Annotated in this window: 19 protein-coding genes; 6 read left to right on the forward strand and 13 right to left on the reverse strand. The window is 75.6% G+C overall.

Features of this window, described 5'->3' with window-relative positions; genetic code table 11:
• Positions 1-86: 86 nt before the first annotated feature.
• From ACH4PY_RS13905 to infC, 5 genes are all read right to left on the reverse strand, one after another.
• On the reverse strand, positions 87-1,364 hold the full coding sequence (locus ACH4PY_RS13905) for an ATP-binding protein (RefSeq protein WP_398180562.1): 1,278 nt from the start codon (positions 1,362-1,364) through the stop codon (positions 87-89).
• Between the two features lie 43 nt (positions 1,365-1,407).
• Positions 1,408-2,268, reverse strand: a complete 861-nt coding sequence (locus ACH4PY_RS13910) for a TrmH family RNA methyltransferase (protein ID WP_398180565.1) — start codon at positions 2,266-2,268, stop codon at positions 1,408-1,410.
• A gap of 114 nt (positions 2,269-2,382) precedes the next feature.
• Complete coding sequence (rplT, locus tag ACH4PY_RS13915; protein ID WP_031515209.1) at positions 2,383-2,766, reverse strand: 50S ribosomal protein L20; 384 nt, start codon at positions 2,764-2,766, stop codon at positions 2,383-2,385.
• 99 nt (positions 2,767-2,865) lie between these two features.
• On the reverse strand, positions 2,866-3,060 hold the full coding sequence (gene rpmI, locus ACH4PY_RS13920) for a 50S ribosomal protein L35 (RefSeq protein WP_031515208.1): 195 nt from the start codon (positions 3,058-3,060) through the stop codon (positions 2,866-2,868).
• Positions 3,061-3,176: 116 nt separating this feature from the next.
• Complete coding sequence (gene infC, locus ACH4PY_RS13925) at positions 3,177-3,833, reverse strand: translation initiation factor IF-3 (protein WP_398180881.1); 657 nt, start codon at positions 3,831-3,833, stop codon at positions 3,177-3,179.
• Positions 3,834-4,210: 377 nt separating this feature from the next.
• On the opposite strand from infC, the gene ACH4PY_RS13930 reads away from it, so the two are divergent.
• Positions 4,211-4,588 carry a DUF1844 domain-containing protein gene (locus tag ACH4PY_RS13930; protein WP_398180569.1) on the forward strand — a complete coding sequence of 126 codons (378 nt, stop codon included), beginning with the start codon at positions 4,211-4,213 and terminating at the stop codon, positions 4,586-4,588.
• Positions 4,589-4,602: 14 nt separating this feature from the next.
• Here the strand turns inward: ACH4PY_RS13930 and ACH4PY_RS13935 are convergent, their stop codons facing one another.
• The 4 genes from ACH4PY_RS13935 to ACH4PY_RS13950 all read right to left on the reverse strand — a co-directional run bounded on the left by ACH4PY_RS13935 (position 4,603) and on the right by ACH4PY_RS13950 (position 8,653).
• Positions 4,603-5,391, reverse strand: coding sequence for an MIP family channel protein (locus ACH4PY_RS13935; protein WP_398180572.1), 789 nt, complete (start codon positions 5,389-5,391; stop codon positions 4,603-4,605).
• Positions 5,392-5,514: 123 nt separating this feature from the next.
• Complete coding sequence (locus ACH4PY_RS13940) at positions 5,515-6,258, reverse strand: SseB family protein (protein ID WP_398180575.1); 744 nt, start codon at positions 6,256-6,258, stop codon at positions 5,515-5,517.
• Between the two features lie 275 nt (positions 6,259-6,533).
• On the reverse strand, positions 6,534-7,784 hold the full coding sequence (mycP, locus tag ACH4PY_RS13945; protein WP_398180578.1) for a type VII secretion-associated serine protease mycosin: 1,251 nt from the start codon (positions 7,782-7,784) through the stop codon (positions 6,534-6,536).
• Positions 7,781-8,653, reverse strand: coding sequence for a hypothetical protein (locus ACH4PY_RS13950; RefSeq protein ID WP_398180581.1), 873 nt, complete (start codon positions 8,651-8,653; stop codon positions 7,781-7,783). Before ACH4PY_RS13950 ends, mycP begins: the two co-directional genes overlap by 4 nt.
• 1,419 nt (positions 8,654-10,072) lie before the next feature.
• On the opposite strand from ACH4PY_RS13950, the gene ACH4PY_RS13955 reads away from it, so the two are divergent.
• Positions 10,073-11,278, forward strand: coding sequence for an amino acid deaminase/aldolase (locus ACH4PY_RS13955; RefSeq protein WP_398180584.1), 1,206 nt, complete (start codon positions 10,073-10,075; stop codon positions 11,276-11,278).
• 85 nt (positions 11,279-11,363) lie between these two features.
• Here the strand turns inward: ACH4PY_RS13955 and ACH4PY_RS13960 are convergent, their stop codons facing one another.
• Both ACH4PY_RS13960 and ACH4PY_RS13965 read right to left on the reverse strand, forming a co-directional pair.
• On the reverse strand, positions 11,364-12,350 hold the full coding sequence (locus ACH4PY_RS13960; protein ID WP_398180587.1) for a DUF2510 domain-containing protein: 987 nt from the start codon (positions 12,348-12,350) through the stop codon (positions 11,364-11,366).
• 108 nt (positions 12,351-12,458) lie between these two features.
• Positions 12,459-13,403 (reverse strand): LysR family transcriptional regulator, encoded by a 945-nt coding sequence (locus tag ACH4PY_RS13965; protein ID WP_398180590.1) that lies wholly within the window; start codon positions 13,401-13,403, stop codon positions 12,459-12,461.
• Between the two features lie 309 nt (positions 13,404-13,712).
• On the opposite strand from ACH4PY_RS13965, the gene ACH4PY_RS13970 reads away from it, so the two are divergent.
• Positions 13,713-14,834 carry a TDT family transporter gene (locus ACH4PY_RS13970; protein ID WP_398180593.1) on the forward strand — a complete coding sequence of 374 codons (1,122 nt, stop codon included), beginning with the start codon at positions 13,713-13,715 and terminating at the stop codon, positions 14,832-14,834.
• An 11-nt stretch (positions 14,835-14,845) separates the two neighbouring features.
• Here the strand turns inward: ACH4PY_RS13970 and ACH4PY_RS13975 are convergent, their stop codons facing one another.
• Positions 14,846-15,628 carry a helical backbone metal receptor gene (locus ACH4PY_RS13975; protein WP_398180596.1) on the reverse strand — a complete coding sequence of 261 codons (783 nt, stop codon included), beginning with the start codon at positions 15,626-15,628 and terminating at the stop codon, positions 14,846-14,848.
• Positions 15,629-15,715: 87 nt separating this feature from the next.
• On the opposite strand from ACH4PY_RS13975, the gene ACH4PY_RS13980 reads away from it, so the two are divergent.
• On the forward strand, positions 15,716-16,618 hold the full coding sequence (locus tag ACH4PY_RS13980; protein ID WP_398180884.1) for a 5'-3' exonuclease H3TH domain-containing protein: 903 nt from the start codon (positions 15,716-15,718) through the stop codon (positions 16,616-16,618).
• Positions 16,619-16,754: 136 nt separating this feature from the next.
• Positions 16,755-17,582 carry a polysaccharide deacetylase family protein gene (locus tag ACH4PY_RS13985; RefSeq protein WP_398180599.1) on the forward strand — a complete coding sequence of 276 codons (828 nt, stop codon included), beginning with the start codon at positions 16,755-16,757 and terminating at the stop codon, positions 17,580-17,582.
• A 46-nt stretch (positions 17,583-17,628) separates the two neighbouring features.
• On the opposite strand, the gene leuA is transcribed toward ACH4PY_RS13985, so the two are convergent.
• Complete coding sequence (leuA, locus tag ACH4PY_RS13990; RefSeq protein ID WP_398180602.1) at positions 17,629-19,452, reverse strand: 2-isopropylmalate synthase; 1,824 nt, start codon at positions 19,450-19,452, stop codon at positions 17,629-17,631.
• Positions 19,453-19,628: 176 nt separating this feature from the next.
• Here leuA and ACH4PY_RS13995 point away from each other — a divergent pair, with 176 nt between their 5' ends.
• Complete coding sequence (locus ACH4PY_RS13995; protein WP_398180605.1) at positions 19,629-20,315, forward strand: FadR/GntR family transcriptional regulator; 687 nt, start codon at positions 19,629-19,631, stop codon at positions 20,313-20,315.
• Positions 20,316-20,436 lie beyond the last annotated feature (121 nt).

Consider the following 20,436-nt stretch of genomic DNA (forward strand, 5'->3'; position numbering starts at 1 on the left):
ACCGGCTGTTTTCGGCCGCCGGAGCCGGCCCGGGCCCGTGCGGGCCCGGCCTGTGGTGGCGCCCGTCGCGGCGTCCCGCCGGCCGCTCAGGCCAGATACGCGGGGGCCCCGACGGGCAGGGTAAATCGGAACTCGGCGCCGCCGCCCGCGGCCCGGCCGACGGTGATGGTGCCGCCGTGGGCCTCGACGATGCCCTTGACGATGTAGAGCCCCAGGCCCGTGCCGCCGCGCTTGCTGCCCCGCCAGAAGCGGGTGAACACGCGGCTCATGGACTCCTCCGGGATGCCGGGGCCTTCGTCGCTCACCGTCACCGCGGTGGCGTCGCACCGCCGCTCGGTGAGGTCGCCCGGATGCGCGGGCGCCACGTCGATGGTGACCCTTCCGTCGCCGTGGCGCACCGCGTTTTCCAGCAGGTTGCCCAGCACCTGGTCGACCTTGTCCGGATCCGCCCACAGGTCGGGCAGCGGCCCGGCCACCCGCACGGTGAAGCGGTCCTGCGGCTGACCTGCGGCGATGTGCGCGTCGACGTGCCGCTGCACGGCGGCGGCGAGATCGACCGGCTGGCGGCGCACCTCCAGCCGGCCGGAGTCGATCCGGGAGATATCCAGCAGTTCGGCGATCAGCCGGGTCACCCGGTTGGCGTCGGCGTCGACGGTCTCCAGCATGAGCTTCTTCTGGTCGTCGGTGAAGCGCTCCCACTTGGCCAGCAGCGTCGCCGTGAAGCCCTTGACGGAGGTGAGCGGCGAGCGCAGTTCGTGCGCGACGGTCGCGATCAGCTCGGCGTGGCTGCGCTCGGTACGCCGCCGGGCCTCGGTGCCGCGCAGCGCCACCACGAGCCGCAGCACGGGTCCGCGGGGCCGCTCGCGGACGTACCGCGCGGCGACCAGCACCTCCCGGCCGCCGGGCAGCAGCAGGTTGCGCTCGGGCTGCCCGGTCCTGATCGCGAGGCCCCCGTACGGGTCGGTGAGCGACCACCAGCGGCGGCCCTCCAGGTCCTCCAGCGGCAGCGCCTGCTCCACCGGGCGGCCGAGGACGTCCTGCGGGCGCAGTCCGGTGATGCGGGCGGCGGCGGCGTTGAAGCACACCACCCGCCCGGTGCCGTCGGCGACCAGCAGGCCGTCGGGCAGGTCGTCGGGGTGCGGGGCGTAGCCGTCGGTGCCGACGCGGCACGGGTCGGGTGCGGGGGCGGCGGCGGGCGGCTCGCCGGTACGCGGCGCGGGGGCGGCCGGTACAGGCGCCGGTACGGCCTCCGGGCGCGGTTCTCCGGCGGGCGCGGGCGGTTCCTGGGCGGGCAGCACCGTCACCGCGCTGTGCGCAGCGTCCTCGCGCGTGTGCGTTCCGTTGCCTCGCGCCGTGACACCCATGCGCGCCACCCCCCTTTCAGGGTCCCCCGGGCGAGCCACCCTACTAGGTGGACGTAACGCTGCGGCACCCTCCGGGCGCACGCTGCTCCCTCGCGGAGGCGTAGAGGCACACCGCGGCGGCGGTGGCGAGGTTGAGGCTCTCGGCGCGCCCGTGGATGGGGACGCGCACGACCTCGTCGGCGAGCGCCCGGGTCTCCTCCGGCAGGCCCCACGCCTCGTTGCCGAAGATCCACGCACTGGGCCCGCGCATCGTGCCCTCGTCCAGCTCCGTGTCCAGGTCGCGCTCCCCCGCGCCGTCCGCGGCCAGCACCCGGACGCCCGCGGCGCGCAGCCCGGCGACGGCGTCGGCGACCGGCACCCCGACGGCGACCGGCAGGTGGAAGAGGCTTCCGGCGGAGGCGCGTACCGCCTTGGGGTTGTACAGGTCGACGGAGGCGTCGGTGAGCACGACCGCGTCGGCGCCGGCCGCGTCGGCGCAGCGCAGCACGGTGCCGGCGTTGCCGGGGTCGCGCACGTGGGCGAGCACGGCGACCAGCCGCGGGCGGGCGCGCAGCACCTCGGTGAAGGGCGTGTCCAGGAAGCGGCACACTCCGACGACACCCTGGGGGGTGACGGTGTCGGAGATCTCCGCCATCACCTCGGGGGTGGCGGTGAGCACCGGGGCACCGGCCGCGCGGGCGGCGGCGACGAGGTCGGTGTGCCGCTCGGCGGCCTCGGGCGTGGCGTACAGCTCGATCAGGGTGCGCCCGGCGGGCCCCCCGGGGTGGGCGATGGCCTCGCGTACGGCCTGCGGGCCCTCGGCCAGGAACCGCCGCTCCTTGCCGCGGAAGCTGCGCCGGGCCAGCCGGTGCGCGGCGGTGACCCGCGCGGAGCGCAGCGAGGTCAGCTCGGGGGTGGTGCCCATCGGGGTGGCTGCTCCAGTGGTGGTACGGGGTGGGTGGTGCCGTTCACACAACGGGCCCGCGGGGGCGTTGCCGCCCGCGGGCCCGGGGTACTGCCGCGATGTCGCTGACGCGGGTCACGCCGCCTTGGGGGCGTTCACGTCCGCGGGAAGCGCCTTCTGGGCGACCTCGACCAGCGCCGCGAAGGCGTTGGCGTCGTTGACGGCCAGCTCGGCGAGGATCTTGCGGTCGACCTCGACGTTGGCGGCCTTCAGGCCCTGGATGAAGCGGTTGTAGGTGATGCCGTTCGCGCGGGCAGCGGCGTTGATGCGCTGGATCCACAGCTGGCGGAAGTCGCCCTTGCGCTTCTTGCGGTCGTTGTAGTTGTAGACCAGGGAGTGGGTGACCTGCTCCTTGGCCTTGCGGTACAGGCGCGAACGCTGACCGCGGTAGCCGCTGGCCTGCTCGAGGACCGCCCGGCGCTTCTTCTGGGCGTTGACTGCCCGCTTGACGCGTGCCACTTGATAACTCCTTCTAGGGGACCGCGGTATGCCTCACGCGGTCCGAAAGCGAATGGACTCCCGACCCGGGACGGCTGCGCCCCGGCGGGGGCACGGCCGTCACTTGCCGAGAAGCTTCTTGATCTTCTTGGCGTCCGGGGCGGCGACCTCGACGGTGCCGGTCAGGGCGCGGGTCTTGCTGGACGGCTTGTGCTCGAGCAGGTGGCGCTTGCCGGCGCGCTCGCGCAGCACCTTGCCGGAGCCGCTGATCTTGAAGCGCTTGCTCGCACCGCTGTGCGTCTTGTTCTTCGGCATGGCGCCGTAGTCTCCTCGTCGCTGGCCTCCCGTGCGCCCGCTGGGCACACGGAGAGCGTCAGTTCTGCATTAACCGACCCGGAGCCGATGCTCCGGATGTTCTTCGTCCAGGGCGCTCAGCCGGCGTCCTGGGCCTGGGCCTCGGCCTCCACCTCGGGGGACTCCTCCTCGGCGGGCGTCTCCGCCTCGGCCGCGGCGTCACCCTGGCGGCCGGCCTTGCGGGCGGCCTGCGCCTCGCGGGCCTCGGCCATGGCCTCGGTCTTCTTCTTGTGCGGACCCAGGACCATGATCATGTTGCGGCCGTCCTGCTTCGGGTTCGACTCGACGAACCCGAGGTCCTGGACGTCCTCGGCGAGCCGCTGGAGCAGCCGGTAGCCCAGTTCCGGACGGGACTGCTCACGCCCGCGGAACATGATCGTGATCTTGACCTTGTCGCCCTGCTTGAGGAACCGGACGACATGACCCTTCTTGGTGTCGTAGTCGTGCGGGTCGATCTTCGGCCGGAGCTTCATCTCCTTGATGACCGTGTGCGCCTGGTTCTTGCGCGCCTCACGGGCCTTCATGGCCGACTCGTACTTGAACTTCCCGTAGTCCATGAGCTTGCACACGGGCGGACGGGCGTTCGCCGCCACCTCGACCAGGTCGAGGTCGTACTCCTGCGCAAGCTCCAGGGCCTTGGCAAGCGGCACGATGCCGACCTGCTCGCCGCTGGGACCGACAAGTCGCACCTCGGGAACGCGAATCCGGTCGTTGATGCGGGGCTCGGCGCTGATGGGGCCTCCTCGGTTGCACCACGCGGCTGACTGGCCGACAGCCGCGCTTGAGTCTGTCTTCGTATGGACCGACCCGCACCCCAGGCGTGGAAAACGCCCCGTACGGGACACAGGCGGGGCTCCTCACAACCGGGAGCACCGCCGCGTTTATTCCGCGGGGCGCATTCGGACGGTGCTCACCGGACGCACGAGACGAACTCGCGTACGATCCGGACCGCACCGTCTGACCGGGACCCGTCGGCCTCGCGGCCGACCAGGTGGGAGATCGGAGCCTCCACTTGGTGGTCGGGCACGCGTGCGCCCGACCGGTCGTCCACTCAGCATACCAGCGCGGGACCGAAGGCCGTAATCGGCCGGACGGGGCATATCGTGTCGGCATGAGCGACGCACCTGCCCCCGTCCCCGGCCCGTCCGGCCCGTCCGATCCCGCCGACCAGCTGGCGCGCGACATCGCGGACGTGCCCGCCGTCGAGGTGATCACCACGGTCGCCGTGCACCTGATGAGCGCCGCGGCCGTGAACCTGGGCCTGGCCGAGGAGGGCGCGCAGCACAAGGACCTGGACGAGGCCCGCAAGCTCATCCAGGCGCTGGCCGGCCTGGTCACCGCGAGCGCGGGCGAGATCAGCAGCTTCCACGCGGCCCCGCTGCGCGACGGGCTGAAGTCGCTCCAGCTCGCCTTCCGCGAGGCGTCGGTGGTGCCGGACGAGCCCGGCCAGGGGCCCGGCGAGAAGTTCACCGGGCCCGTCTACGGCTGACCACCGCCGGGCGCTCAGGTCGCCTCCCCCTCGGCCCGAGCCGCCGTCTCCTCCTCGGCGGCGGCCGCCCGCGCGGCCTTGACCGCGGCGAACGCCGGGTGCGTGACCTCGTGCACCAGCGCCGCGAGGACCGCGCCGATCGGCGGCGCGACGATGAACAGCCACACCTGGCTCAGCGCCGGGCTGCCCGCGAACAGCGCGGGCCCCAGGCTCCGGGCGGGGTTGACGCTCGTACCGGTCAGCGGGATGCCGACCAGGTGGATCACGGCGAGCGCCATGCCGATGGGCAGCCCGTCGAAGCCCACCACCGCGATCCGGTGGGTGACCGCGAGCACCACGAAGACCAGCAGGAAGGTCAGGATCAGCTCGGCGACGAAGGCACCGAAGATGTTGATGCCGACCGCCGACCGGTAGCCGTAGCCGTTGGTGCCGAAGGCACCGTGCGTCTGGAGCCCCGGCACCTGCTTGGCGACGAGCAGCAGCAGCGCCGCGCCGACGATCGCGCCCAGGAACTGCGCGACCCAGTACTCGACGGCGGTGCGCAGCGAGATGCGCTTGGCGACGAGCATGCCCAGCGTGACCGCCGGGTTGACATGGCTGCCGGAGATCGGCCCGATCGCGTAGGCGATGGCCAGCAGGACCAGCCCGAAGGCCAGGGCGATGCCCAGGGTGCCGATGTACTCGCCGGAGAGCACCGCCGCGCCCACCGCGAAGAAGACCAGCAGCAGCGTGCCGAGGAATTCGCAGGCGAACGCCCGCTGGTCGTCGGCTGTTCGGTTCTCGGTGATCGTTCGGATGTCCATCCGCGCCTCCACGACGACGGTGATCGATGTCCGCCTTCGTATTGTCGGCTTTACGGGTGAAAGCCACATCTCGGAGGAACGGGACGACGACCGGCCGTGGCCGCGGGCGCGGCGCCACGCCGCTCAGCGGAGGAAGAGCGGCTCCCCCGGAAGAGTGGCGTCCGGCGGCAGCACCGCCATGTCCAGGCCGCGCCGCAGCGCCGCGCGCAGCACCGGGTGGGCGGCGAGCGCACCGGCGAGCGCGGTCCCGGTCGCGGTGGCGTCGGCGCCCGGGGCCAGCACCAGGCCGAGGGTGCCGTCGCTGTCGGCGGACCGCGTCAGATGCGCCCGGACGACGCCCGGCTCGGCGGCCACCGCGGCCCGCACCGCCTCGCGCACCTCCGCGTCCGCCAGCGGATCCGTCCCGCCCGGCCCGCGGGCGGCGGCCCGCAGCGCGGCACCGTGCAGCGGGAACGGGACGGGCCCGGCGATGTCGATCAGCAGCGTGTCCGCGCCCTCCTGCACGAGCGCCTGGAGCGCCTGCCCCAGCCGTACGGCGACGGGCCGGGCGTCCGGGCGCCACGCGGCGAGCGCGGCGGTGGAGGTGAAAGCGGGCATCGCGCGGCGCCCGGTGCGGGCGGACTCGATCGTCGGCACCGCCATGTCGCTGGTCTTCTCCCGGCGCAGCCCGTCCGGGCCGGTCTCCACCTCGCCCAGCACCGCCACGACCGGCACGAGCAGCCGCGCGCCCTGGAGCGCCTCGACCACCGCGTCCTCCCGGTCCGGCCCACGCTCGCCGTCCCACGCGGCGAGCGCCGCGGCCAGCACGGGGGCGGCGGAGCCGTCGTCGTCGGGAAAACCGGGGTCAGGGATGTTCTTGAGCTCCACCCGCGCAGCCTATCCGCCGGGGACGGCGGGGTGGACGGGGCGGGGTGCGGGCGGCCCTGCGCGGGCCGGGCAGTCCGGACGCCGGGAGGGCCGTGCGGGGGCGGCCTTTCCGCCGGGGGCCGCGGGGCGGACCGGGCACCTGCGGGGTGGGGCACTCCGGACGCAGGGCACGGTGCCGTCCGGCAGGCGGTCCGGAGGACCTGTGGGGGCCGGGCAGTCCGGACGCCGGGAGGGCCGTGCGGGGCTGGGCCCGCGGCGTGGGGAGCGGTTCCCCGCTACCCCGCCCAGGTGGTCGTCGCCGTCGCCTGGGCCGCTGCCGCACTGGCCGCGGCGCGGCGGCGGGGGCGGTACCAGAGCAGGGCCGCGACGGCGACGAGCACCGCGCCCGCCCCGGCGAAGGCGGCGGCCACACCGTTGCCGAGCACGCTCGAACCGGCGGCCGGGGCCGGGGCCGGGGTGGGACCGGGGCCGAAGTAGCGCTGCGGGTAGGCCGCCGGGGCGAGGGCGACCGGGGCGGGCTTGAGCTTCGCGGCGGCGGCGAGCGCGGCGGCCGGGTCGATCTCGCCCGTGCCCAGCTCGTCGCTGCGCCCGGTGTCCGGCTTGTGCCGGGTCGTGTCCTGGAGGACCTGCCTGATCTGCAGCGGGCTCAGCTTGGGGTAGGCCGACCTGAGCAGGGCGACGGAACCGGAGACGTACGCGCACGCGGCGCTCGTCCCCAGGCCGTCGTAGTACTTGCGGTCCGGGTCCGCCATGACGATGTCGTCGCCGGGCGCGGCCACCGCCGAGTACCAGCGGTGGGTGGAGAACTGCGGGTGGCGGCCCAGGTCGTTGACGGCGGTCACGGCGATGACGCCGGGGTAGGCCGCCGGGTACGAGGAGCGGTCCGCCTTGTCGCCGCTGTTGCCCGCCGAGGAGACCACGACGACGCCCTTGGCGAGCGCGTACTGGATCGCGTCCGCCTCGGCGGCGACCGGCGAGGCGGTGGCGCTGTCGTCGCCGAGCGAGAGGTTGATGACGTCGGCGCCGTGGTCGACGGCCCACCGGATGCCCTCCGGAAGCGCGCTGCCGCGCGAGGACCGCGCCTTGTCGCGCTGCGGGTCCTTCTCCTCCAGGATCACCCGCACGGGCAGGATCTTCGCCTCCGGGGCGATGCCGAGCACACCCGCGCCGTTGCCCGGACCGTGGCCGTGCCCGGCGATGATCGCGGCCATGCCGGTGCCGTGGTTGGCCCACGCCTTGTCACCGCGGGCGGCGCCGAAGCCGATGAGGTCCTTGCCGGTGAGCACCTGGCCGGTGAGGTCGGGGTGGGTCGCGTCGACACCGGTGTCGAGCACGGCGACGGTCACGCCCGCGCCCTTCGTCGTCCGCCACGCCTGCTGGGCGTGCAGGGCGCTCAGCGCCCACTGCCGGTCGCGGATGCCGTCCGCCGCCGCGGGCGTCGTGCCGAGCGCGACGAGCGCGGCGGCCGCCGTGACGGCGGCGGTCGCCACCGCGAGCCGCGGACGGCGGGGAATGCGGCGGCTCATCGGCTCTGCTCCGTTCCCGCGGGGGTGGCCGGGGTGGTGGTGGCGTGGGCGTTCGGGTGCAGTTCGGCGTCCACCGCGGCCTTGAGCTGCTCGTCGACGGATTTGGCCAGCCCCGACGCGTCGAAGCCGAGGCCCGCCTGTGCGGGCGGGCTGGTGGCGCCCGACGCGACGGCCTCGTCCGCGGGCAGCGGCTGCGGGACCGCGCGGCCGTCCGCGAAACCGCTGACCGCGTAGACGACGAAGGGCAGCGCCGCCGACACCCGCACGTCCCAGCTGCCGCGCTGGGCGGCGCCGAAGCGGGCGGCGGCCGTACCCGGGAAGGCCACCGGACGCGGCAGCAGGTCGGTGCGGGCACCGAGGTGCTCGCCGGTCCAGCGCTTGGCGAGCGCGCTCATGCCGGGCGCCTCACCGGCGGTGACCAGGATGCCGACCGTCGTCACGGTCGTGGACGTGCTGTCCACGTAGGTGGCGCGCAGCAGCTTCGCGCAGCCGGTGGGCGCGAGCACCCGGTCCAGCAGCGTGTCGAAGGCGCCCGCGCAGTCGCCGGGCGCGGCGACGCCGATACGCGTCCAGGTCCGGTCGGCGCCGCCGGGGCCCGTACCGTGCACGACGGGCGGGAAGAGCGTGTCGACGGGCGTGCCGCGCCACACCAGACGCGCCTGCGCGAACTGCGCGGCGCTGCCCGCCGCCGCGGGCGGTGCCGCCTTGGGCCCCCGGTCCAGCACGGCCCCGGCGGTGGCCCCGCCGATCAGCCCGAGCCCGAGCACGAGGCACACGGCGATCCCCACGGCCCGCCGCGCCCCCGCCGCGGACCGCCCCGCACCGCCCACCCCCACGGGCGGCGGCGCGTACGCCGGCACGGGCGCCACGCCCCCACCCCACGTCCCCCCGGGCGGCACGGGCACCCGCCCACCCGCCCCGAACCCGCCCTGCGGGCCCTGCGGCGGCACGACGGGTGCGGGCGGCACCTCCGGCCGCTCCGGCACACCGCCACCCGGGCGCCCCGGAGCCCCCCACGACGACGCGGCCCCCTGCGGGGCCTGCGGCGGGACGGCAGGAGCGGGCGGCACGGTCCGCGGCGGTGCGGCGGGAGCGGGATGCTGCGGAGCCCGCGGCGGCACCTGCACCCGCGGCCCGGACGACGACGCACCACCCGCACCCTGCCGCGGGACCGCCGAACCGGACGGCGCGCCCGCAGAACTCTGCGGACCCCGCGGCGGGACGGCCGGAGCACTCGGCGGACCTTGCGGCGCCTGCACACGCGACCCGGACGGCCGCGCATCCCCCGGGCCCTGCGGCGGGACGGCCGGAGCACTCGGCGGACCTTGCGGCGGCACGGGCGGCGCCTGCACACGCGGCTCCGACGACGACGGCGCCGGACGCGGCGACGCAATGCCCGCGCCTTGCGTCCCGGAAGACGGCGCACCACCCACACCCTGCGGCGGGACCGGCGGCGCGGACGGCACGCCCGCAGGACTCCGCGGAGCCCGCGGCGGGACGGCCGGAGCACCCGGCGGACCTTGCGGCGGCACAGGCGGCGCCTGCACAGGCGGCGCCTGCACACGCGGCTCTGACGGCGGCGCACCATCCGCGCCCTGCGGCGGGACCGCCGAACCGGACGGCACGCCCGCAGAATTCTGCGGACCCCGCGGCGGGACGGCCGGAGCGGGCACGGGACCCTGCGGGTCGGACGGCCGCGCGCCGCCCGCGGCGTGGGGCGGGACTGGGGGTCGGGGTGGGGGCGTGGGGGCGCCCTGGGGGTCGTCGGGGAGGCGGGTGCCTGGCTTCGGTGGGGGTGGGACGGGGCGCCCGGGGCGTGGTCCCGGCTCGGCGGCCGCCGTCGTCGTGTCGGGCGGTCGCGGCAGGCGGGTAGCGGAATCCGGCGGCGGCGGCACGGGTCGTGGCCCGGTCGCCGGGCGCGACGGCTCCGGAGCGCCCGCCGCGGGGCGGCCCGCGGAAGGGGAACTCGGACGGTCCTCGCCCGCGTTCGGGCGAGGACCGTCGGCCCGATCTCCCGGTGTCGTGTCCGCAACCGCTTCCGGGATCTGGCGGTCCGTCGCCGCGGGGTGACGCTGGGTCGCCGGTTGCGGGGTGCGGGGGTGGAGGGTGGGGAACGGAGACGCCGGGGGTTCTCCGTTGTCCACTCCGGTGCTCACCCGGCGCCCCCTTGTGACCTCTGCGTGCACGGCTTGCGCGCGTCACTTTACGGGGTCGCGCGGGCCCTCGGCTCCCACGGTCCGCGGACCGGGGCCTACCGCTGGGTAGCCCCGCTCTGGCAAGCTGCGGCCATGTCAGAGCACGCCGCCGCGGACCGCGCCCGTTACGACCGGGCCACCGCCCACCTCGACGCCCCGCTCGCCCTGGTCGATCTCGCGGCCTTCGACGCCAACGCGGCCGACCTCGCGCGTCGCGCGGGCGGCAAGCCGATCCGGATAGCCACCAAGTCGGTGCGCTGCCGCGCCCTGTTGGAGCGGGCGCTCGCGCACGACGGCTTCAGCGGCCTGATGTCGTTCACGCTCGCGGAGTCGCTGTGGCTGGCCCGCGCGGGCTTCACCGATGTGCTGCTGGCCTACCCGTCGGCGGACCGCGCCGGTTACGCGGAGCTGGCCGCCGATCCGAAGCTCGCCGCCGCGGTGACGGTGATGGTCGACGACGTCGCGCAGCTCGACCTGATCGACGCCGCCCGGGGCGCCGGGAGCGAGACCGTCCGGGTGTGCCTGGAGCTGGACACCAGCCTGCGCAAGCTGGGCGGGCGGCTGCGGATAGGCGCGCTGCGCTCGTCCCTGCACGACCCGGAACCGCTCGCGGAGCTGGCCCGCGCGGTCGCCGCCCGGCCGGGCTTCCGGCTGGTGGGCCTGATGGCGTACGAGGGACACATCGCGGGTGTGGGCGACACGCTGCGCGGGCGGCCGGCCCGGTCGCTGGCGATACGGCTGATGCAGGCCACCGCCCGCAAGGAGCTGGCGGCGCGGCGCGCGGAGGCGGTACGGGCGGTGCGCGCGGTCGAGCCGGGCCTGGAGTTCGTCAACGGTGGCGGCACGGGCAGTGTGCAGCACACCGCGGCGGAGGCGGCGGTGACGGAGATCGCGGCGGGGTCGGGCCTGTACGTGCCGCGGCTGTTCGACAACTACACGTCTTTCCGGGGCCGTCCGGCGGCGCTCTTCGCGCAGCCGGTGGTGCGCCGTCCGGGCGTGGGCGTGGTGACGGTCCTGGGCGGCGGTTACCCGGCGTCGGGCGCGGCGGGGCGCGACCGGCTCCCGGAGCCGTACCTCCCGGCGGGCCTGCGCTACGACCCCCAGGAGGGCGCGGGCGAGGTGCAGACGCCGCTGCTGGGCTCGCCCGCGGACGATCTGCTGATCGGCGACAAGGTGTGGTTCCGGCACGCGAAGGCGGGCGAGCTGTGCGAGCGTTTCGCGGAGCTGCACCTGCTGGAGGGCGACGAGGTGTCGACGGTGGTGCCGACCTACCGCGGTGAGGGCAAGACGTTCCTCTGAGCGCGTGCGGCGGGCCCGCCCCGGGCGTGCGACGGGCCCGCCCCCGGTGCGGGAGCGGGCCCGTGGGCGTACGGCGAGGGGCGCGTCAGACGCCCGTACCCGTACCGCCGGAGGAGCCGCCGACACGGGTGGTGTCGGTCTTGATGCCCTGGACGATCTTGTCCATGTCGGCGAGCGTCGGCGCCTTGGCCGTGACGTCGAAGCCGAAGCGGACGACGACCAGCTGCTTGGTGGTCGGCGATGCAAAGACCACCGACTCGACGTAGCCCTGGGTGCCGGACTGCGTGACGATCTTCCACCGCACCAGGTAGCCCTGCTGCCCGGCGACGGTCACCGCGCCGGCCTTGAGCTGCTGGTGCGAGGTGGTCGCGCCGTAGGTGTCCTGGCCGTAGGAGGCGGCGGCGTTCGCGGCGATGTCCTGCTCGGCCGCGGCCTTCGGGGTCGTGGCGGTGATCCCGGCGATCTGGGCGGGCTGCGCGGAGACGCCGCCGAGCGAGCAGGAGCCGCCCTGGGTGCCGGGGCAGGTGTACTCGCCTACGGTCGCCTGGGCGCCGCCCGCGCCGGACTGGCCCTGCCAGCCGTCCAGGACGGGCAGGCTGATCGCGTCGGCGCCGTCGATGGCCTTGGTCGGGTCGCTGTTACCGGTGCCGCCGTCGCTCCCGCCGGTCCCGCCGCCGTCACTGCCGCCGCCGTCGCTGCCGCGGTCGGACGGCAGCGGGTAGGGCAGCTTGCCCGTGGAGTGGCGGGGCGTCGGCGAGCTCTTGGCGTCGTCCTTGCCGTTGTCGCCCTTGCCGAGCACCAGGATGCCGGCGACGACGGCGCCTATCAGGACGAGGGCGGCGACCAGGGCGATCACCACCGTCCCGGTGCGCTTGCCGGCGTCGGGAGCGGGGGCGCCGTAGCCGTAGCCGGCCTGGGGGGAGCCGGGGTAGACCGGCGGCGCGGTGGGCGGGACCGGGGCGGTCCTGGTGTACTCGGTCCACACCGAGCCGTCCCACCAGCGTTCCATCGCCGGGCTGTTGCCTGTGTGCCCGGGTTCTGGATACCAGCCGGGCGGGGTCGAGGTCGTCACGGCGGTCACCTTATGGCCCGAGCATGAGAATCCCGTAAGTGGTCGCTCCTTGCATACCGCGCCGCCCGCCCCGCACGCCAGAGCGCGTCCCCGCGGCGCACGGGCGTCCTACCGCCGCGGGGCAGCCGTACGGGTCAGGGAGAGCAGGTCGCGGGCGGGCCCGGCGGGACGGTGACCCGCGGGCCACACCGCGCGCAGCGCCCGGCGCAGATCGAGCCCGGCGACGGGTACGGCCGCCAGCCGGTGCGCGGCCAGTTCGTCGGCGACGGCCAGCTCGCTCAGCACGGCGGGGCCCGCGCCGCCCACGGCAGCGGACTTCACGGCGGTGGTCGAGGCGAGTTCGAGCAGGGCGGCGGCGGGTCCGCCGTGCCCGGCGAGGGCCGCGTCCAGCACCTGCCGGGTGCCCGAGCCCTCCTCACGCAGCAGCAGCGCCGTCGCGGCCAGTTCGGCGGCGGGCAGCGGGCGGCGGCGCGCGGCCCAGCGGTGGCCGGGCGCGACGACGACGAGCAGCCGGTCGTGCCCGACGACCGCGGCGTCCAGCCCCGCGGGCACGTCCAGTCCCTCGACGAACCCGAGGTCCGCCTCGCCCGCGGTCACCTGCCGGGCGACAGCCACGGAGTTCCCCGCGGCGAGCGACACGGCGGTGCCCGGGTGCCGTACGTGCAGCGCGGTCAGCCACCCGGGCAGCAGGTACTCGGCGACGGTCAGGCTGGCGGCGACCCGCAGCCGCGAGTCGCGCCGCCCGCGCAGCGCCCGGGCTCCCGCGTCGAAGTCCTCGGCGGCCTCCAGCACCCGCCGCGCCCACTCGGTGACGACGGCGCCCTGCTCGGTGAGCCGCGACCCGCCCGCCGACCGCCGGACCAGTCCCACCCCCACCTGCCGCTCCAGCGCCCGCATCCGCGCACTCGCGGCGGGCTGCGTGATCCCCAGCTCACGGGCCGCTCGCCCCAGACTCCCCAGCCGCGCGACGGCGACCAGCAGCTCCATGGCCCCCAGATCCGGCACCCGCCGCGCCAGCGCCCCGCGCTCCACGGATCCCTCACCGCCACCCATCCCCCCAGCGTATGCGCTCACCCACCCACCCCCGCGCCCCGCGCCGCCACCCCTGAGGGCCCACCGAGCAAGCTCACCCACACCACGCAGGGCAACCCACAAGGGGCGCGTGGGGCCCCTCCCAGGCGGAGCCCGGGCGGAAACTGCGCGCCCAGCCATCCACCGCGGGACGGTCCCGCGACAACCGCACCCCCCACCCCGGAGGGCCGACCGCGCGAGCCAGACACGACCGCCCCCATAAGCCCCGCTTATGCCCCGATAGCCCCGCGGGCGCTACCCGCCCACCCCAGCCCGGGGCACCGTAGACACATGGTCACCGCAACCCTCCCCCGTCCCTCAGCCCCTCCGCTCACGCGGAGAGGAGTCCGGCATGTCGGGCCGAACTGGTACGCCGGGGTGATGGGCACCGCCATCGTCGGCAACGCGGGCGCGGGCCTGCCGGGCAGCCCGGCGGCGCTGCGGGACGCGTGCACCGTGGTGTGGCTGCTCGCGGCCACCGCCCTCGTCACCTTGCTAGCGGCACGCGCCACGCACTGGGTCCGGCACCGCGACGAGGCGCGGCGCCACCTCGCGGACCCCGCGATCGCGCCCTTCTACGGCTGCCTGCCGATGGCGCTGCTCGCCGTGGGGGCGGGCGCGCTGGCGCTGGGGCCGCGCGTGGTGGGCGAGCGGGCGGCGGTCGCGGCGGACTGGACGCTGTGGACGGCGGGCACCGCGAGCGGCCTGGTGGTCGCGGCGGCGGTGCCGTACCTGATGGTGACGCGGCACCGGATCGCCGCGGACGGCGCCTCGCCGGTGTGGCTGCTGCCGCTCGTCGCGCCGATGGTCTCGGCCGCGCTCGGGCCCGCCCTGGTGCCGCACGTGGGCGGCGCGCAGGTCCGCGAGGCGCTGCTGCTGGGGTGCGTGGCGCTGTTCGGGCTGAGCCTGCTGGCGACGCTGATGACGCTGCCGCTGGTGTGGGGGCGGCTGCTGCGGTACGGGCCGCTGCCGGTCGCGCTGACGCCGCTGCTCTTCCTGGTGCTGGGGCCGCTGGGCCAGTCGACGACGGCGACGGGCGCGTTCGCGGACGCGGGCCCGGCCGCCGTGGGCGCGCCGTACGCCGCGGCGCTGCGCGGCTTCGCCGTCGTCTACGGGGTGCCGGTCATGGGTTTCGCGCTGCTGTGGCTGGCGCTGTCGGCCGCGCTGGTGGCGCGGGCGGTGCGGCGCGGGATGCGCTTCTCGCTGACCTGGTGGGCCTTCACCTTCCCGGTCGGCACGTGTGTGACGGGTGTGTCGGGCCTGGCCCGGCACACCGGCCTGCACGCGGCGACGTGGCTGGCGGTGGCGTTGTACGCGCTGCTCGTCGCGGCGTGGGCGGCGGCGGCCGCGGGAACCGTGCGCGGCCTGCTGACCGGCGCGCTCCCGGCGCCCGCCGCACCCTCCCCCGTCTGACCGGGTGCCGGTCAGCGGGCCGCCGCCAGCGCTTCCGCGAGCAGCCGGGGCGCTTCGGCGAGCGAGGGGCCGTACCAGGTGAGCAGGCGGCCGTCGACGAGGGCCGCGGGGATGCCGGGGAAGGCCTCGGGGCCGTCCTGCGCGCTGAAGCGGTAGGGCTCGTCGGGCAGGACGACGAGGTCGGGCCGGGCGGCGAGCAGGTCGGGCAGCGCGATCCGCGGGTAGCGCTCGGCGTGCCCGGCGTGGAGGGTGCGGACGCCGAGGCGGGCGAGCAGGTCGCCGGCGAAGGTGTCGCGGCCGAGCACCATCCAGGGGCGGCGCCAGACGGGTACGACCGCGCGGCGCGCGCGGGGTTCGGGGGTGACGTCCCGCCAGGCGGCCTCGGCGGCGTCCAGCCATCCGGGGCGGGCGAGCCCGCAGCCGTCCACCAGCAGCCGGTGCAGCTCGGCGAAGGCCTGCGGCAGCGAGCGCACTTCGGTGACCAGGACGTCCAGTCCGGCGGCCCGCAGCGCGTCGAGGTCGGCGGGGCGGTTCTCCTCCTCGTTGGCGACGACGAGGTCGGGGGCGAGCGCGGTGACGGCGGCGACGTCGGGGTTCTTGGTGCCGCCGACGCGGACCACGTCCAGGTCCGCGGGGTGGGTGCACCAGTCGGTCGCGCCGACCAGCAGCTCGGGCGTGGTCGCGGCGACCGCCTCCGTCAGCGACGGCACGAGGGACACGACCCGCCGCACCCGGGAGCCGCGCCCGGTGTCCGGGGCGGTGTCCGCTGCGGTGTCGGGGTGCGTGCGGGGCATCCGCCCACGGTACGGGCCGCTGTCGGTGGGGCGTGCCATGCTGGGCCGGTGACCGACCAGAACTCCCGCGCCCCCCATGACCGGCTCATGCTGCTCGACACGGCGAGCCTGTACTTCCGCGCGTATTTCGGCGTGCCCGAATCCGTGCGCGCGCCGGACGGAACGCCGGTCAACGCGGTGCGCGGGCTGCTGGACTTCATCGCCCGGCTGGTCGCCGACCACTCCCCCACCGCGCTGGTCGCGTGCATGGACGCGGACTGGCGCCCGCAGTGGCGGGTGGAGCTGATCCCGTCGTACAAGGCGCACCGGGTCGCTGACGAGACCGAGGGCAGCGAGGAGGTGCCGGACACGCTGTCACCGCAGGTGCCCGTCATCGAGGCGGTGCTCGACGCGGTGGGCATCGCCCGGGTGGGGGTGCCCGGTTACGAGGCGGACGACGTGATCGGCACGCTCGCCGCGAGCGCGCGCCACCCGGTCGCGATCGTCACCGGCGACCGCGATCTCTTCCAGCTCGTGGACGACGCGCGCGGTGTGCGGGTGCTCTTCCCGCGCAAGGGCGTGGGTGATTGCGATGTGCTCGACGAGGCCGCGATCGAGGAGCGTTACGGCGTGCGGGCCCGGCAGTACGCGGATTTCGCGGCCCTGCGCGGCGACCCGAGCGACGGCCTGCCGGGTGTGAAGGGCATCGGCGAGAAGACGGCGGCGCAGCTCGTGACGGAGTACGGGGACCTGGCGGCGGTGCGGGCGGCCGCGGCCGACCCGTTCTCCCGGCTGACGCCCGCGCGGCGGCGCAACATCGCGGCGGCGGCCGACTATCTGGACGTGGCGCCGCGGGTGGTGGCGGTCGCGAAGGACGTTCCGCTGCCGCCGTTCGACGCGACGCTGCCCGCCGCCCCGGCCGCCCCGCGGGCGCTGGAGGCGCTGTCGGAGACGTGGGGCCTGGGCGGTTCGCTGACCCGGCTGCTGGCGGCGCTGGCCGCCGACCGGTAGCGGCCGTTCCGCCGCTCACCGGCGGCGCGGTCGTCGTACGGGCACAGCCCCCCAGGTCACGGCGCTATACGCCGTGGGTATAGTTCACAGCGTTCGTACAGGAATGCCCAGGAACAGCACCCGCGGAGGTACCGCCATGCCCCACGCCATATCCGTCACGAGCCGCCGCAGGCGGCGGACGGCGCTGGTCGCCGGGGTCGCGGCGCTCGGTCTGGGGCTGGGGCTCAGCGGCTGCGCGAAGTACGACGCGCAGTCGCCGCACGACGCGCGCGAGAACGCGTACAAGGCGGCGGAGAAGGCGGCGAAGGACGGGAGTTCCGACGCGAAGGCGGCCGCGCTGCCCGCGGGCGCGGTGGACTGCCGCAAGGCCAAGTGCATAGCGCTGACCTTCGACGCGGGGCCGAGCAACAACACCCCGGCGCTGCTGAAGGTGCTCGACGAGAAGAAGGTCCGGGCCACCTTCTTCCTGCTCGGCCACAACCATGTCGACAAATACCCCGAGCTGGTCAAGCAGATGGGCCAGAACGGCAACGTCCTGGGCAACCACACCTGGACCCACCGCCGGCTCACCGACCTCAAGCCCGCCGAGATACGCACCGAGCTCAACCACCTCGACGACGAGGTGGAGAAGCTCACCGGGAAGCGTCCGACCCTCATGCGCCCGCCGCAGGGCCGCACGGACGAGAAGGTCTCCAAGGTCTGCAAGGAGCTGGGCATCGCCCAGGTGCTGTGGAGCGACACCGCGAGCGACTACGCCACGACCGACTCGGCGCTGATCAAGAAGCGGATACTCAAGGACGCGAGCCGGGACGGCATCATCATCCTGCACGACCTCTACAAGGGGACCGTGCCGGCCGTCCCGGGCATCATCGACGCGCTGCGGGCGCAGGGCTACACCTTCGTGACGGTGCCGGAGCTGCTCGCCCCGGCCACGCCCGAGCCGGGCAAGGTCTACCGGCCCTGAGCCGCCTCCGAACCGCCCCTGAACCCGTACGCCCGCAGCTCCTCCGTCAGCGCCGGTTGACGGCGGCCAGCACGGCGCGCACCGACGCCGTCAGCACGGAGGCGTCCCGGCCGGCGCCCCACCGCACCACCCCGGCGGCGGCCCCGCCGACGCGGCAGCGCACGTACGCCACGGCGTCGCTCCCGGTACCGGCGCCCGCCGTGTGCTCGGAGTAGTCCAGGACGTCCACCTCGGCCCCGGCGTCCGCGAGCGCGGCGGCCAGCGCGGACAGCGGCCCGTTGCCCCGGCCGTGCAGCTCGGTCTCGGCGCCGTCCGTGGTGTCGCAGGTGTCGCGCAGCACGCCGGTGAAGGTGTGGACGCCGGGCGCCTCTTCGGCCGTACGCCACTCGCCGAGCGTCAGCGGCCCGTCGGCGGGCGCCAGGTACTCCGCGGCGAACAGCTCGCCGAGCCGCTCGGCGGTGACCTCCGCGCCGCTGGCGTCGGCGGCGCGCTGCACGACCTGGGAGAACTCGGCGCGCAGCGGTGCGGGCAGCTCCAGGCCGTGCCGGGTGGCCAGCAGGTAGCCGATACCGCCCTTGCCGGACTGGCTGTTGACGCGGATGACCGCCTCGTAGTCGCGGCCGATGTCGGCCGGGTCGATCGGCAGGTAGGGCACCTCCCACGGCGCCTGACCGGCGGGGACGCCCAGGGCGGCGGCCCGGCGGGCGTGGTGGTCGAGGCCCTTCTTGATGGCGTCCTGGTGGGTGCCGGAGTAGGCGGTGTGCACCAGGTCGCCGACGTAGGGGTGGCGGCCGGGGACGGGCAGCCGGTTGCAGTGCTCGACGGTGGCGCGGATCGCGTCGATGTCGGAGAAGTCGATCATCGGGTCGACGCCCTGCGTGTGCAGGTTGAGCGCGAGGGTCACCAGGTCGACGTTCCCGGTGCGTTCGCCGTTGCCGAACAGGCAGCCCTCGACGCGCTGGGCGCCCGCCATCACCGCCAGCTCGGCGCAGGCGACGCCCGTGCCGCGGTCGTTGTGCGGGTGCACGGACAGGATCACCGCGTCCCGGCGCTCCAGGTGGCGGTGCATGTACTCGATCTGGTCGGCGTAGACGTCGGGCGTGGCGATCTCCACGGTGGCCGGCAGGTTGTGCACCACGGGCCGCTCCGGGCTCGCGTCCCACAGCGCGGTCAGGCCGTTGCAGACCTCCAGGACGTAGTCGGGCTCGGTCAGGTTGAAGACCTCGGGCGAGAACTGGAAGCGCACGCCCGGCTGCGCCTCGCCCAGCCGGGCCATCAGCCGCGCGGCCTCCTCGATCATGCCGCGCAGTTCGCGCCGCCCCCGCCCGAGGACGACGTCCCGCCAGGTAGGCGCGGTCGCGGTGTAGAGGTGCACGACGGTACGGGGCAGGCCGCGGATCGACGCGAAGGTGGCCTCGATCAGGTCGGCGCGGGCGGCGGTGAAGACGACGACGGTCACGTCGTCGGGCACCGCGCCCGGCTCGGCCAGGTGGCGGACGAAGTCGAAGTCGGTGCGGCTGGCCGACGGGTAGCCGACCTCGATCTCCTTGTAGCCCATGGTGACCATCAGGTCGAACATGCGCCGTTTGCGCGCCGGGTCCATGGGCTCGGCCAGCGCCTGGTTGCCGTCCCGCAGATCGACCGGCACCCACAGCGGGGCGCGCTCCGTGCGGCGGCCGGGCCACTGCCGGTCGGTCACGGCGGGGATCTGCACCCGCCGGTGCGCGGGGCGGTAGCGGTGCGAGGGCATCGCGCTGCCCCGCTGCGGATTCCACCAGGGGGCGTCCCCGGGGACGGGGCCCGCGGGGGTGCGCAGGGTGGGGTGGGCGGTGGGGGCGGGTGCTGCGGGGGTGTCCGGGGTGAGCGTCATGGCGGGGTCGTGTCCTTCGCTGGTCGGCGTGCCGGGAGACCGGCAGCACCGAACCCCGCGGCGGGGTGCCGGTCGTTTCAGGCCCCGCCGCGGCATCCGAGAAGGAGGCCCCGCTGCGTCATGGCGGATAGACTAGCCACCGACAACTCCTCAGACAACCTGAGAGGTGAGAGGACATGCCCCTTGGCTCACTGCGGCCCAGCCCGCTGGTGGAACAGGCCACCGAGCATCTGCGCGAGCAGATCGTCAGCGGGCAGTGGCCGGTCGGCACCCGGCTGCCCGGCGAGACCGCGCTCGCGGCGCAGCTCGGCGTCGGGCGGTCCACCGTCCGTGAGGCGGTGCGCGCGCTCGCCGGGGCGGGCCTGGTCAGGTCGCGCCAGGGCGCGGGCGTGTTCGTCATCTCCACCGAGCCCGACGAGGACTTCGGCACCCGGCTGCGGCGGGCGGCGGTCGCCGACGTCTACGAGGTGCGGGCCATGGTCGAGGTCCAGGCCGCGCGGCTCGCCGCGGAGCGGCGCACGGAGGCGGACCTGGCCGGTCTGGAGGCCGCGCTCACCGCCCGGCGGGCGGCCGCGGGGCACGGCGCGGCCGCGTTCGTGGAGGCGGACATCGCGCTGCACGCGAGCGTGGTGACGGCGGCGCACAACCCGGTCCTGACGGACCTGTTCGCGCAGTTCGCGCCCGTCCTGCGCGAGGGGCTCGTCGAGCTGGTCTCCCTCCTCGCGCTCCCCCCGGGCGACGGCGACGCCTCGCACACCGCGCTCGTCGAGGCGATCGCCGGGCGGGACGGGGACGAGGCCGCGCGTGTCCTGCGGGCCGAGTTCGCCTCGACTTCCGCGCTGCTGCGTCCGGAGGCGCCGTGAGCGACCTCTGGAAGCCCGTGGTGGGGCCCCGCCCGGCCCGGGCCCCCCCCCCCGGGGGGGGGGGGGGGCGGGGGGGGGGGGGGTTTGGGGGTGTGGGAGCGCCCCAGGGGGTGCGGGGGCG

It is taken from the genome of Streptomyces sp. NPDC021224, from assembly GCF_044332905.1.
GTDB lineage: Bacteria > Actinomycetota > Actinomycetes > Streptomycetales > Streptomycetaceae > Actinacidiphila.